Annotated in this window: 13 protein-coding genes; 9 read left to right on the forward strand and 4 right to left on the reverse strand. The window is 38.2% G+C overall.

Annotated elements, in window-relative coordinates:
* Positions 1 to 48: 48 nt before the first annotated feature.
* The 3 genes from BW935_RS09185 to BW935_RS09195 are packed head-to-tail and all read right to left on the reverse strand — an operon-like array spanning position 49 to position 3,220.
* Entirely contained in the window at positions 49 to 729 is a 681-nt protein-coding gene (locus tag BW935_RS09185) for a potassium channel family protein (RefSeq protein ID WP_076500856.1), read from the reverse strand.
* Positions 726 to 2,408 (reverse strand): cation:proton antiporter, encoded by a 1,683-nt coding sequence (locus BW935_RS09190; protein ID WP_076500858.1) that lies wholly within the window; start codon positions 2,406 to 2,408, stop codon positions 726 to 728. Before BW935_RS09190 ends, BW935_RS09185 begins: the two co-directional genes overlap by 4 nt.
* Entirely contained in the window at positions 2,405 to 3,220 is an 816-nt protein-coding gene (locus BW935_RS09195) for a universal stress protein (protein WP_076500860.1), read from the reverse strand. The genes BW935_RS09190 and BW935_RS09195 overlap by 4 nt, the downstream gene beginning before the upstream one ends.
* Before the next feature lie 225 nt (positions 3,221 to 3,445).
* Between BW935_RS09195 and BW935_RS09200 the strand changes: the two genes are divergently transcribed.
* Positions 3,446 to 4,936, forward strand: a complete 1,491-nt coding sequence (locus tag BW935_RS09200; RefSeq protein WP_076500862.1) for a potassium/proton antiporter — start codon at positions 3,446 to 3,448, stop codon at positions 4,934 to 4,936.
* Between the two features lie 35 nt (positions 4,937 to 4,971).
* Here BW935_RS09200 and BW935_RS09205 read toward each other — a convergent pair whose 3' ends face one another.
* The gene (locus tag BW935_RS09205; RefSeq protein ID WP_076500864.1) at positions 4,972 to 7,527 is read right to left on the reverse strand and encodes a phosphoenolpyruvate carboxylase; all 2,556 of its coding nucleotides are present in this window, start codon (positions 7,525 to 7,527) and stop codon (positions 4,972 to 4,974) included.
* A gap of 246 nt (positions 7,528 to 7,773) precedes the next feature.
* On the opposite strand from BW935_RS09205, the gene BW935_RS09210 reads away from it, so the two are divergent.
* From BW935_RS09210 to BW935_RS09245, 8 genes are all read left to right on the forward strand, one after another.
* Positions 7,774 to 10,080, forward strand: a complete 2,307-nt coding sequence (locus BW935_RS09210; RefSeq protein WP_076500866.1) for a putative monovalent cation/H+ antiporter subunit A — start codon at positions 7,774 to 7,776, stop codon at positions 10,078 to 10,080.
* A 1-nt stretch (position 10,081) separates the two neighbouring features.
* Positions 10,082 to 10,492 (forward strand): Na+/H+ antiporter subunit B, encoded by a 411-nt coding sequence (locus tag BW935_RS09215; RefSeq protein ID WP_076500868.1) that lies wholly within the window; start codon positions 10,082 to 10,084, stop codon positions 10,490 to 10,492.
* Between the two features lies 1 nt (position 10,493).
* Positions 10,494 to 10,850, forward strand: coding sequence for a Na+/H+ antiporter subunit C (locus tag BW935_RS09220; protein WP_076500870.1), 357 nt, complete (start codon positions 10,494 to 10,496; stop codon positions 10,848 to 10,850).
* A complete protein-coding gene (locus BW935_RS09225) occupies positions 10,843 to 12,366 on the forward strand; it encodes a proton-conducting transporter transmembrane domain-containing protein (RefSeq protein WP_076500872.1) in 1,524 nt (507 codons plus the stop codon). Before BW935_RS09220 ends, BW935_RS09225 begins: the two co-directional genes overlap by 8 nt.
* Positions 12,363 to 12,842 carry a Na+/H+ antiporter subunit E gene (locus BW935_RS09230; protein WP_175606656.1) on the forward strand — a complete coding sequence of 160 codons (480 nt, stop codon included), beginning with the start codon at positions 12,363 to 12,365 and terminating at the stop codon, positions 12,840 to 12,842. Before BW935_RS09225 ends, BW935_RS09230 begins: the two co-directional genes overlap by 4 nt.
* Positions 12,839 to 13,114, forward strand: coding sequence for a cation:proton antiporter (locus BW935_RS09235; protein ID WP_076500874.1), 276 nt, complete (start codon positions 12,839 to 12,841; stop codon positions 13,112 to 13,114). Before BW935_RS09230 ends, BW935_RS09235 begins: the two co-directional genes overlap by 4 nt.
* Positions 13,107 to 13,463, forward strand: coding sequence for a monovalent cation/H(+) antiporter subunit G (mnhG, locus tag BW935_RS09240; protein WP_076500875.1), 357 nt, complete (start codon positions 13,107 to 13,109; stop codon positions 13,461 to 13,463). Before BW935_RS09235 ends, mnhG begins: the two co-directional genes overlap by 8 nt.
* Positions 13,464 to 13,885: 422 nt before the next feature.
* Positions 13,886 to 14,077: a cold-shock protein gene (locus tag BW935_RS09245; protein WP_076500877.1), complete on the forward strand. Its 192-nt coding sequence runs from the start codon at positions 13,886 to 13,888 to the stop codon at positions 14,075 to 14,077.
* Positions 14,078 to 14,294: the final 217 nt, after the last annotated feature.

Consider the following 14,294-nt stretch of genomic DNA (forward strand, 5'->3'; position numbering starts at 1 on the left):
TCACCAAAATACCTTAAAGGCATAAAAAATTAGATAGAAGGCATTTGCTCAAGTATTTTCCTTTGAAGCATAGGAGACTAACTTTGCTATCACAACTGCTGGGTATAGTATGCCCAAAGCTGAAAGAAAAGTCGAGAGCATTTTCGCCGAGAAATTGGCTGGAAAAATATCTCCAAAGCCTAGCGTACTGATACATGTAAGGCTATAATATATATATTCCCCAAAATCTACATCCATCCCTTCGAGACTTACATCTTCTCCTATGATCGACTTCCCCGTTGATAAATGGATGATTTCAAATCCAAATGCCCCAATCATTGCAACCAATAGGTACACATTGATGCTTCCAATGATTCTATAAAAATTCACTTCATTATCTCTAAAAAGTAAGAGTATATTGACTACAATCAAGGCTATCAAATTCAATATGGCCACAATCCTTTCTAAAAGGTAAAAGTCAAAGGGATTATCACCAAATCTAATCAACCTCAAACTGATATGCGTTACCAATAAAACACCGGTTAAAATGATATATGCTTTTTCTTTCGCTGAAAATATGCCAATAAAAAAAAGTAGAATTAGCATGAAATTCAGAAAAAAGGTAGCGTCATTCTGATATTCTATGATCACAGGTAAGATAAATACTGTAAAAATCAACATCACCAACAACGCTGGGAAACTGGTATCTGACACCCAGAAACCTTTAACTTTTTTTAAATATTCTTTCATTTCTCAGTGTTTTGCGAATCGGAATTAAGAATTGGGCTTAGGTGAGCGTTATAAAAGTTTTGAGCAGCCATCTCAAAGGGCAACAAAACTTTTACATTGAGTAAATGGTCAAAATACTTACTTTCATTTTCATGCATTGCTGTCAAAAAAATTTGACCTTTAAAGTTAGACTTATCCAAAGCATTGACCAGCTTAATGCTATGATGATAATCAGGAACTGTACAAATCACACACTTGGTATGATCAAGAGAAAGATGTTCCAACAGGTCTGGATCTTCAAGATCTCCATACATAATTTTTTTCCTAGCCTCTTGCCAAGATTTCACCACTTGAGGATCAAAGTCTATTCCCAAATATTCGGCGTGCCCTTTTTCTTGAACTTGATCGGCCACTTTCTGGCCAAATCTACCTAACCCTAAAATCAAGACTTCAAAATGGCTCGACTCTAATTGTTTCATTTGGCTCTCTCGGTAAGGGTCTGATTTTTCAAAAACCTTCAAAACAGGCGCCAAAAACTGATAAAGCATACCTGAATACAAGATCATATAAGTAGATAAAGCAATTGTAATCAAACCTACCAAGGTTATCAAACCTACAATCTCCTCGGTCAAATGCCCCACAGTATAGCCTAGACCAGCAAAAATCAATGAAAACTCAGAAATTTGTGCCACTGTCAATCCTGCTAAAAAGGAAGTCCGCTTCCTGTACCCCATAGATCCCATGATAATCAATACGATAATGGGATTTCCTATCAATACAAAAATAGAAAATACAAATGCAGCAGGCACTTGGGTGCCTATGACACCCAAATTCAATCCAGCACCTAAATTGACAAAAAAGAACAACAGCAAAAAATCCCTCAAGCTAGTCATTCTACCACTGATGACTTCTTTGAAAGGTGAAGATGCCAAACTAACCCCAGCAAGAAAAGCACCTACTTCTGCACTAAAACCAATTAATTCACTGATCATGGCTAATAAAACAGCCCATGCGATGGCAAAGAGCGTGAGCATTTCCACGGATTTAGCAAGAAAAAAACTCAGCTTAGGAATGATGTAACGCATAGCCAAAACCGTGGCTCCCACCAAAACAAAAGAGTATAAAAGTGTCTTTCCGATTTCTAATACCATCATGGCATCTTCTCCTCCTCTTCCGATGGTCGAGAGTACAATCATCACAAGTATCACAACAATATCCTGTACGATCAAAAATCCAATTGCAATCTGTCCGTGAAGCGCATCGATTTCTTTTTTATCAGAAAGCAATTTGACAATGATGATGGTACTAGAAAAGGTCAATGCAACAGCAATATAAAAACTATGCAGAGTAGAAAAACCTAAACTAATCCCAAGAAAGTATCCAATCACAGAAGTAAATATCACCTGACCAAGTCCAGTCATCAAGGCAATCTTACCTGTAGACTTGATCAATCGAAGGTCCAATTTTAAGCCCACGATAAAAAGTAAAATTGCAATCCCTACCTCTGCCAGCAAATGTATATTCTCCTTACTCTGTGCTACATTCAAAACAGATGGCCCTACCACTATCCCTAGGGCAATAAACATCACAATCAATGGTTGTTTCAAAATTTGCCCTAAAGCTCCCAATAGTGCTGCCAAAGAGAGAATAATCGCAAATTCATAAAAGGGATTCTGTGATAAGTTTGCTAACCAAGTCATGAGGGCAAAACAATTAAAGGAATGGAAGCATCATGAACAAGATCATTAATCATGAATTTGCGAAAAACACGATCTACTAGAGATCTTGAGCCCTTTTGCAGGACCAAAAACATCCCCTCCTGAAGCAGCATGTAATTCTTTAACTCAGCTATAGCATCGTTTCCATTAAATGAATTTACTTGGCAAGAAATAAGTGGATAAAATGTCTTCTTTAGCTTAAGTAAATATGCCTCTGAATCATATTTCTCTTCTACTTTACTGATAATTGTAATGAACTCTACTACTTCTAGCTTACTACTGATACTTTTTATCAATTGTTTCAGAAACCTTTCTTCAATAGGTGTCTTGTAATGTACGGCTACAACCAATTTACTTGGAACATTAACCTTAGCGTGTAAAGGTATCGCAATGGTTAACCGATTAACTTCCTCTATAACTCGAGTGACAGTACTCCCAATAAAAATCTGCTTCAATATCCCTGTGCCTTTGATGCCAGCTAGGGTAATATCTTCTTCCTCAATTTGAGCTTCTTCTTTTAGAAATTTGATCAAGGGTAATGCCGTAATTTCTATATTCACAAAGATTGATTCATCCACGTATTGCGCACGAAGTTTCTCAATTTCTTGAAAAACCATTCTTTTTTGATCATATTCTAATTTTAGCCTAATATCAGGACTTCCAAGTGATGGAATCATCAATTCAAGTTGGTGTACCAAAACCATTTTACACCCAAAAGCCAAACACCATTGAACGGCTAGCTTGATTTGCGAATTGGAATAATCAGAAAAATCAATCAAAACATAAATTTTCATAGTAGTCTGTCTTGTATAGCTAAAATTAGAAAAATATTTGATTACCCCATAGAGATGCAAGAATTAACCAATTGATGTAACTTTCAATTTTCTAATTGACTTATTTCATTTGAAACGGAAACATTTCATTATCTTTTCCGCTATACATTTAAATTAAACTTTTTATTGTGTTTATTTGAAATTTCAAGAAAACTTGATTTAAACATTATTTAAGCAACCGACCAAATGAATCTCACCATAGAAAATATTCTTTTCACAGGATCTGTCTTACTTTTCCTGAGCATACTAGCTGGAAAAACCTCATATAAGTTTGGTGTTCCAACTTTGATTTTGTTTCTATTGGTAGGTATGTTAGCTGGATCCGATGGACTCGGTATTCAGTTCAATAATCCCGAAATTGCTCAGTTCATTGGAATTGTTTCCTTGAATTTCATCCTTTTTTCAGGGGGGCTTGATACCAGTTGGAAATCTATCAAGCCTGTATTGGGCAAAGGGATTGCGCTATCTACAGTTGGAGTGCTTCTGACGGCATCCTCAGTTGGCGTATTTGTTTGGCTATTGACAGATTTTACTATTTTCGAGGGTTTATTATTGGGAGCGATTGTTTCATCTACGGACGCTGCTGCGGTATTTTCAATCCTAAGATCCAAAAGCCTCGCTCTTAAATACCGCTTGAGATCTACATTGGAGCTTGAAAGCGGAAGTAACGACCCCATGGCTTATGTATTGACCATTGCTTTCTTGGGTTTGGTACTCAACCCAAATCAAGGAGTGATGTCAATCATCATATTGTTTTTGCAGCAAATGATCATTGGTGGTGCATTGGGTTTACTTTTTGGATGGTTGAGTAAACAGGCTATCAATAGAATCAACCTAGGCTTCGAAGGTCTGTATCCAGTATTGGTGATTTCCTTGATGTTTGTGACATTTTCATTTACTGATCTACTGGGAGGAAATGGCTTCTTGGCAGTTTACCTCTGTGCTGTATACTTAGGACAACAAGAACTCATTCACAAAAACTCCATCCTCAAAATGTTTGATGGATTGGCTTGGTTGATGCAAATCGTACTCTTTCTCACGCTTGGACTTTTGGTCAATCCTTCTGAAATCATTCCACTGATCGGTTTAGGAGTAGCTGTTTCTGCTTTCTTGATTTTTGTATCCAGACCATTAGGCGTGTTTTTGACTCTACTGCCTTTCAAAATGAAAAATAGAAGTCGTTGGTATATCTCATGGGTAGGCCTGAGGGGAGCAGTACCTATTGTATTTGCAACTTATCCTTTGATCGCTGGTATTGACAAAGCCCATATGATTTTTAATTTGGTCTTTTTCATTTCCTTGACCTCGGTATTGATTCAAGGCACTACATTATCCGTAGTAGCCAATTGGTTCAAAGTATCATTGCCAGAGAAAGCGAAACCAAAATCTCCAATCGATTACATCATGAATGAAGCACCAAAAACAGAGATGACTGAAGTCATCATTCCTGATGGAAATGAAATTATCGGTAAGAAAATTTTAGAAATTGGTTTTCCAAAGAACGCAATCATAGCCATGCTGAGAAGAAAAGGCGAATACATCACTCCTAAGGGAAGTACCGAAATCCAAGCATGGGATCAACTCTTGGTCTTGTCAGAAAATAAAGATTGTCTCAAAAAAGTCTATGAAGTGCTTCATGTTCCAATTGAAGCGGAAATTGAAGAGGATGAAGACTAAAAGTAAAAAAACCCGGCTTAAAGCCGGGTTTTGTACTATGCCGCATTTCTAGCCGCATTGATGATTCCAAACATGGTTCGAAGGATTAATTTCTGCAGGACAGGATCATCCTCTCCACGCTCCAACATAGTCTGAATAGCATACTGCTGTATGGTGATCAATGGAAGTACGATTTTTTCCCTGATCTCAATGGACTCTTTTGAGGTCAAATTATCTTGAAGTAAAACATCCATGCCAGAGACTTCAAGAATTAGCTTCAAAGTCCGTTGATATTCTCCAAACATCAGGTTCCAGAGGTCCGCATATTTGGTGTCATTCTGAAGATAAGCTGTAGACTTATAAAATGATTTGGCCAATGACTGCATACTATTTCCCAGAAGCGATCTGAAAAATAGGGAATCTTGATACAGTGCCTGAGCTGCTTCAAATCTCCCCTCGGCTTTCAACGCTTCTAAAGCTGCTCCCACTCCAAAGAACCCAGGAATATTCTGCTTCATTTGGGCCCAAGACCCAACAAATGGAATCGCTCTCAAATCATCGAACTTCAACCCACTATCCTTTCCTCTTTTCAAAGGCCTAGAACCAATATTCACTTTGCCAAAATATTTTAAAGGGGTCACATGCTCCAAATATGGCAGAAACTGTGGGTGGTTTTTAAAATCTTTATAAAACTGATAAGAGACATCTGCCATTCGATTGATCAAGGCTCTTTGCTCGTCAGTAAGAGATTTTTCGGAAGATGGATAAAGTTCGTTTTCTATTCCAGCACAGAGTAGTTGTTCTAGATTATAGGTACAAGATACTGGTTTGCCATAATTTGCAGAGATTGTTTGTCCCTGTATGGTAATCTGTATTTCCTTATTTTCAACCTGCGGGCCTAGTGAAGCATAGAAATTATGCATATTTCCTCCACCTCTAGCAGGAGGTCCACCTCTTCCATCGAAGAAGACCACACTGACATCATATAGTCTCGAAACCTTTGTCAACTCTTCTTTTGCTTGTAAAATAGACCAATTGGCCCTGATGTAGCCTCCATCCTTGGTACCATCAGAAAAACCCAACATGATGGTTTGCTTGGCACCTCTGCTTTGAAGATGAGCTGCATAGGCTTCATTTTTATACAATTGCTCCATGATTTTGGGAGCTTTGGCAAGGTCATCGATGGTCTCAAATAGGGGAACAATATCTAATGGTAATTGACCAGATTGGTGTTTGATGTTCAACTGCGCCAATTTAAAAACCTCTAAAACATGTAAGGCCGATTGGCAATTGGAAATAATATACCTATGCAAGCCATCTTCTCCATTCTCTTTTTGAACAGTCTGTATAGCATCAAAACTCTTCAACATTTCCTTGTGAAAATCATCCTGAATATTATCGAAAGCAGGCAATTGGTCAATATCAAACAGAAAGCTGATCTTTTCTGCTTCAGACAGTTCATGATACTTTTCTAACTCTTTGGAACCTAATTTCAATGCTATCAATTCATCCCAAAGCCCATCGTGCTTCCTACTATCCTGTCTTACATCCATATTGGCAAAGTGGAAGCCGAATATTTTGACCTTCAAGATAAATTCATCCAGCTGATCTAGGAAAAGTCCATCATGGTATTCTACCAAACATTTCCTTGCTTCCATCAAGTCCGACAATAGCGCATCCTTGCTTGTATAAAAACTCTGATCCTCGAAAAGGGAATTGAATAGACCTGATTCAACTTTTGCCATGATTGGCTCCACGTGCTTGAAGGTCAACCTTCTCTTGATCAAACGCACATCTCTGTAGTAGCACCTCAAAATCCACTTTTGTAGTCTCTCGGCTACTTTTACCGTGATGTCATGTGTCACAAATGGATTACCATCCCTATCTCCTCCTGGCCAAAATCCAACTTTCAACAAGCCAGGATTATCCCATTCATGCAAAGGAATATCCAAACTATTGAGTAATCGGGTAAGGATATCAGGGATACTTTTGTAAAATACATTTGTCAAAAACCAAATCAAACTCACAGCCTCATCTAGTGGTGTAGGTTTTTCTTTATTGATAAAACCTGTTTTACCCAGCTGTTGTAAAAGCAGGTTGATATTACCAAGATCATTATTTTTGATGGCTGTCTCAAGGTCGGTGATAATTCCTAAGACATTACCTGGATAAAATTGCGTAGGGTGAGCAGTTAGTGTAAGTCTCACAGAAAAATTATTGAGCTTTTCGATTAAAGCCTCCTTTTTGCGGTCGTTTTCTACTCTAGCTAGAAGAGCTTGTACACTTCCCTTTCCTCTCAAGTCATGGATTTTATCAAAGGCTGCATCTTCTATTGAATCAAACAAGACCACTTGCCTTTCTACATATTGTACCATCTTGAAAAGCAAGTTATGTCTTTCTTCGTCAGAATTTTTAGACATCAACTCTTGAAAAAATCCTTGAATGATCTCCTTTGGGCTTTTGTCCTTTTGATAGCCCTCTTCACATTTACTTGCTAAGATCGGAAGCAAGGTTCCAGTTCTATTGATGTCGCTAAAAGGAAGATCTAAAAACAGGCTATTGTAAATCGTGAAGCGCTTAGCTACTTCATTTTGGTATTTGTTGTTTGTCATTTTATGGTTTTAAGGTTTGATAAAAGTAAAAATACTCAATTTTTATGTTTTTTCAGAAAATAAGCTAAATCAATATCATATTAGTATCAATTTCAGTATATTTTTGAATAATCAATTAGAAAAACACACAAAAACTGAATGGGTCAATATTAGCTAATTGCCTTCTATCAAAAAGACTAGGCAAGACCTAGGCCTTTTTTTTGTAATTTAGAATTTTTAAACCGCAAAAGAAATACTCAGAGATACATGATTATAGCCATCTTATCTGGATTCATTGCCGCAGCATTGATTCCGCTATTGAGCAAGATTATCAAAGGAAAGGGATCCATTTTGCTACCTTTCTTGCCCTTGAGCTTATTTGTATATTTTGCGAGCTACTTACCGAAAATTGGGAAAGGTGAAAAGTTAAATTTTGTGTACGAATGGGTTCCCAGCTTTGGTATCAACCTTTCCTTCCACTTGGATGGACTTTCCATGCTCTTTGCTTTGTTGATCACCGGAATTGGTACACTGGTATTCTTCTACACCTACAGCTATCTCAAAGGCCACGTTTATTTAGATAGGTTTTATGGCTACCTGAGTATGTTTATGGCTTCTATGCTAGGCTTGGTGTTATCTGACAATATCATCACACTATTTATATTTTGGGAACTTACCAGTATCAGTTCCTTCTTCTTGATCGGATTCAATAATGATGATCCCAAGTCAAGAAAATCTGCTTTACTAGCCTTAAGTATTACTGGAATGGGTGGATTATTTCTACTTGCAGGGATGTTGCTTCTGGGAACTGCTGGTGGGTCTTACTCATTTCAAGAGTTATTAGCCAATGGAAGTTTAATTCAAGAGCATGCAAGTTATGGCTGGATTATCCTATTGGTTTTCCTAGGAGCATTTACCAAATCTGCACAGTTCCCTTTTCACTTTTGGCTACCAGGAGCGATGAAAGCACCCACACCTGTGAGTACTTACCTACACTCCGCGACGATGGTCAAAGCTGGTATTTACATACTAGCTAGGTTCACCCCTCTACTTGGTGGCACTACAGAATGGAATACCACATTGATCATCGTTGGAGCAGTGACGATGGTCTATGCAGCTATTCACTCTATCTTTAGAATGGATATGAAAAGCATCTTGGCCTATTCGACCATCTCAGCTTTAGGAATATTGGTTTTTCTGATTGGATTAGGAACCGAAGAATCTTTGCTCGCAGCTGGCGTATTTATTCTAGTTCATGCTTTATACAAAGCCACGCTTTTCTTGATTACTGGCATTGTAGATCATGAAACTAGCACTCGAGATGTGACAGTATTAGGTGGATTAAGAAAAGTCATGATGCCTGTGGCTATAGCTGCTGGACTGGCAGCACTTTCCAATGCTGGAGCCCCTCCTTTCTTCGGCTTTATTGGCAAAGACCTGATCTATGAAGCCACCTTGCACTTTGGAGATTGGGCTTATCTCCTGACTGGCGCAGCTATCCTTACGAATATTTGTCTTCTCTTTGCAGGACTTTTGGCTGGTTATAAACCATTTGTGGGAAATCTACCTGCTGAGTTCTCCAAAGTTCATCTCCCACACCCAACCATGTGGGTACCTCCATTGATCTTGGCTGCTTTGGGCTTGATTTTTGGTCTTTTCCCTGTATTGATTGAGAAAAATCTAATTCAACCAGTATTCAGCAGTCTGACTAATAATGATACAGTCATTCACTTGAAGCTTTGGCATGGGTTCAATGTTGTCCTAGGACTGAGTATGCTAACCTTAACGCTAGGCGTTCTCCTCTATTGGAAATTGAAGCCTTCAGAAGCACTTTTTGGAAAAACTCTCAAGTTTGAGCTATTCTCTCCGCAGACCATTGCACTATTATTTGGGAGGTTATTTTCAGGTTTTGCTAAATTTTGGACTGGTTTTTTTCAAAATGGATACCTGAGGAATTATGTAATTACCATACTTGGATTTTTGACTATATTACTGGGCTATAGACTCTATCAAGGTGTAAACTTCTACGTGGATACTGCCAAGCTCACCGAATTGACCATTTATGAGGTGATCGTCGTGCTGATCATGATCGTCTCGATCATTTTCACAGTTTTCTCTAGATCAAGACTCGTGGCTGTAGCCTCCTTGGGAGTGATAGGTTATTCGATTTGTTTGATTTTCTTATTCTATTCTGCACCTGATTTGGCAATGACCCAATTCTCTATTGATACATTGACCGTTATTCTCTTTGTCCTGGTAATATACAACTTACCCAAATACAAAACTTTCTCCAAGCGACGAATCAGGGTAAGAGATGGGATTCTTTCCTTATTCTTTGGAACATTGATCGCTATCTTGACACTAGAAGTGCTTGCAGAGCCATTGAATCGAGAAACATCAATCTTCTATGCAGAAAGTGCCTATATCCTTGCCAAAGGTAAAAACGTGGTCAATGTCATTCTAGTAGATTTTAGAGGGCTAGATACCATTGTAGAAATCACTGTTTTAGTTATCGCTGCCATTGGTGTATTTAGTTTATTAAAATTGAGACTCAAAAGTATAGAGAAGGAATAATATGAAGACTATTATATTCAAAACAGCTTCAACCTACCTTTTACCACTATTGGTGCTCTTTTCAGTATTTATCTTATTGAGAGGACACTATTTACCCGGAGGAGGTTTTGTAGGAGGATTGATCGCTTCTATCGCTTTCGTCATTCACTCCTTTGCCAATGGCTTAGAGCAAACGAAGAGCTTGATCAAGTTTCACCCTGGTTTCTTGATGCCTATAGGTTTATGCATTGCCCTCTTGAGTGGTGCTGCGCCATTGTTGGTAGGACAAAGTTTCATGACTGGATTATGGTTTGAAGATCCATTACCTGTGATTGGGATGGTGGGTTCAGCTTTATTTTTTGACACGGGTGTCTACTTGGTAGTCATTGGTGTGACACTTACGATCATTTTCACTATTTCAGAAACACTTTGATATGGAATTACTACTCGTCATTTTGATTGGACTGCTTTATGCTTCGGGTATCTTCATGATGCTCAGAAGGAGTATGGTTAAGCTGATCATTGGTTTGATTTTATTGGGAAATGGAGCAAATATGCTGATATTCCTATTGGGTCGTATTGTCAAAGGAAAGCCCCCGCTCATAGAATCTTCTGCTAAGATGCTCACTGAAATCTATGCTGACCCTGTACCCCAAGCTTTGATACTCACCGCGATTGTAATTAGTTTTGGTTTACAATCATTTGCCATCATCCTTGTCAAAAGAGCTTACAAAATCACCGACACAGATGATTTGGATGAATTGAATACTACCGACGAAATTTATGAATAATCCATACATAATTTTACCCGTAATTTTCCAATTATTCACAGCCGTCTTACTGCTGTTTTTCTGGTTTAGGGTCAATGCACAGCGACTGATTACGATCATTTGTAGCCTGGTTTCATTGGGAATAGCTATTTGGCTCCTAAAAGAAGTCTATCAAAATGGTATCTTAACCATGCAGGCTGGCGGCTGGAAAGCACCATTTGGGATCACATTTGTAGCTGATGTCTTCAGTGCAACGATGGTATTGCTGACTGCCATAGCTGGAATGGCTGTAGCTGTATTCTCAACGGGAAGCATTAGAAATGCCCGATTAAAGTTTGGTTATTTCCCAATTTTAAATTTCCTATTAATGGGGCTCAATGGTGCCTTTTTGACGGGAGATATTTTCAATCTTTATGTTTGGTTTGAGATCATCATCATCGCTTCATTTGTACTGATTACTATTGGTGGTGAAAAAGCACAAATAGAAGGAGCCATCAAATATGTCACTATGAATCTATTGGCTTCGGCTATTTTCCTGACAGCCATTGCAATCTTGTATGGCTTGGCTGGTAGTCTCAATATGGCAGATCTTTCCGAGCAAGTAGCTCAGATTGAAAATAGAGGTTTGGTCAATGTAGTGGCAATTCTATTCTTAGTGGGTTTTGGAATTAAATCGGCCATTTTTCCACTGTATTTTTGGCTTCCTGCTTCATATCATACCCCTCCCCCTGCTATCTCGGCTATCTTTGGTGGTTTGTTGACAAAAGTAGGTGTCTATGCTTTATTGAGGATATTCACATTAATCTTTGTACCTGATGCTTTTTTGAGCAATTTATTGATCGTATTGGCAGCCATGACCATTTTATCTGGTGGACTTGGTGCGATCTTACAGGTCAATATGCGGAAAATATTTTCTTACCTGATCGTCTGCCATATTGGATTTATGATTGCTGGTTTGGGGATTTACACAGAGTTGGCTCTTGTGGGAGCCATTTTCTACTTGATCCATGACATCATTGTCAAAACGAATCTGTTTTTGATTTCAGGTCTTATTTTCAAACTGAAAGGCACCTTGAATATTGAAAAACTGGGAGGTATCTATAAAAAATACCCCAAATTCTCTCTCTTGATGGCAATCCCCCTATTTTCCTTGGTTGGAATACCTCCCCTCTCCGGTTTTTGGGCCAAGCTATTCTTGATCCAAGGTAGCTATTTGGAAGGTCAGTATACTTTGATTGGTTTCATTCTACTAGGGAGCTTTCTGACCTTATGGGTAATCGCCAAACTATGGTCTGAGGTATTCTGGAAAGATGCTAAAGACCTTCCAAAAAAGATCAATGTCAAATACTTCAAAGAGTTAAAACCTTTGAAGCAATGGGCTATGGTCATTCCAATCGTTTTATTAGCTGCTACTTCTCTGTATATTGGTTTGGCAGCTGAGCATATCATCTTATTGAGTAAGCAAATTGCAGCTGAACTGATCAATCCTTCGGCTTACATCGAGGCAGTTTTAGGATCTAAAACCACTACACCATGATCAAAACCAAATTCTTAAGCAATCTCTTACTATCCTTGATTTGGGTAGCCATCACTGGGGCTTTTACAGTTGAGAACTTTGTGTTTGGATTTGCGCTCAGCTTTTTCCTATTATGGATTACAGCTACTGACAGAAGAGACAACAAATACTTCAACAGAATCCCAAAACTTATAGGCTTTGTCTTTTTCTTTCTTTATGAATTGATCAAAGCCAATATAGAAGTAGCTTATGATGTGATCACTCCTAGACATTACATGGAGCCCGGTATTGTAAAAATCCCCCTCGATGCCAAGTCTGACCTAGAGATCACCTTACTGGCAAATTTAATTACGCTCACACCTGGTACTCTGAGTCTAGACGTGTCAGATGACCGAAAGGTCTTGTATGTACACGCGATGTATGTCAAGGATAGAGAGGAATTTGTAGCTAACATCAAAAATGGATTCGAACGTAGATTATTAGAAATAACAAGATGAGCGTTTACGACTACTTATATTACATTATCCTGCCGATCTTGGCCGTATCGATCTTGATTATTTTCATCAGGTTTCTAATCGGACCCAAACTCTCGGACAGAGTTGTGGCTTTGGATTTACTTCTTACTACAGGCATTGGTATCATTGCAGTATATAGCATCATCACCAATCAGCCAGCATTCCTAGATATTGCAATGATCCTTGCATTGATTGCATTTTTGGGCACGGTAGCATTTGCCTATTACCTTGAAAAAAGAGAAAAAAATGACTGAAATAATCGTAATCATTCTCAGCTCACTTGGAGCACTATTTATCCTTTTGGCCGCCGTAGGTATCGTAAAAATGCCAGACTTATACTTGAGGATTTCTGTAACTACCAAAGCTGCCACGCTTGGCATTGGATTGATTTTGCTGGGTGCTGGAATCTATTTTTCGGATACTGCGATATTGGCAAGAGTGATCGCGATCATCGTTTTTATGCTACTTACAGCCCCCGTAGGTGCACACATGATCGGGAGGGCCTCTTATTTCACAGGAGTGAAGATGTGGAAAAACTCAAAAATTGACGAGTTGGAGGGGAAATACGATACAAAGTCACATAAATTGAAGAGTGAGGATTGAGGGATTAGCTATTAGGAATTGGAAGATTGAGTTATTGAGTTATTGAGTTATTGAGTTATTGGGGAATTAGGGATTGGGGAATTAGTTATTAGGAATTGGAAGATTGGGGATTGGGTTATTAAGGGATTGGGGAAATAGGGAATGGGAGATTTCCCCTTCAAGCTTTTCATTGATTTCTATTTCTGTAGTCCGTGGTCTGTCGGCTGTCAACTTTCAATGTGACTTACTCAACAAACCCTCAATATAAAGTCTAGCATCTTGTTGCTTTCCAAATATTTGGTAAAAATCAATCGGATTATCTGAGTTGATTTGAAGTATATTTTGGTAAAATGTAAACTTTACAGAAAAATATTTTACAAATAAGTTTTTTATGAGGAAAGTATCCGTACCTTTGAATCATTAATTAATTCAATAATATTATCATGAACACAGGAAAAGTAAAATTTTTTAATGAGTCCAAAGGATTCGGTTTTATCATCGAAGATGAATCTTCTAAAGAGTATTTTGTACACATCTCAGGATTGGTTGACGAAATCAGAGAAGATGATTCAGTGACTTTCGACCTTAAAGAAGGAAGAAAAGGCCTTAACGCAGTGAATGTAAAGTTAGCTTAATACATATTCATTGACAACCTTAAAAGCAGTTCAAACTTAGGTTTGAACCGCTTTTTGGTTTTAAGCATTATTTGAATGCTATGATTCTCTGAGAATCTAATGTAATTCGCCGCTTTGTAATGCTAGAGCGATTAATAGTCATTTTTATGATTATCCGCAATGACACCAGTAATTAAATAAATCGAAAGGATAAAGCGAATAATAGTCGACGGACAAC

The sequence above is a fragment of the Belliella pelovolcani genome (assembly GCF_900156785.1).
GTDB lineage: Bacteria > Bacteroidota > Bacteroidia > Cytophagales > Cyclobacteriaceae > Belliella > Belliella pelovolcani.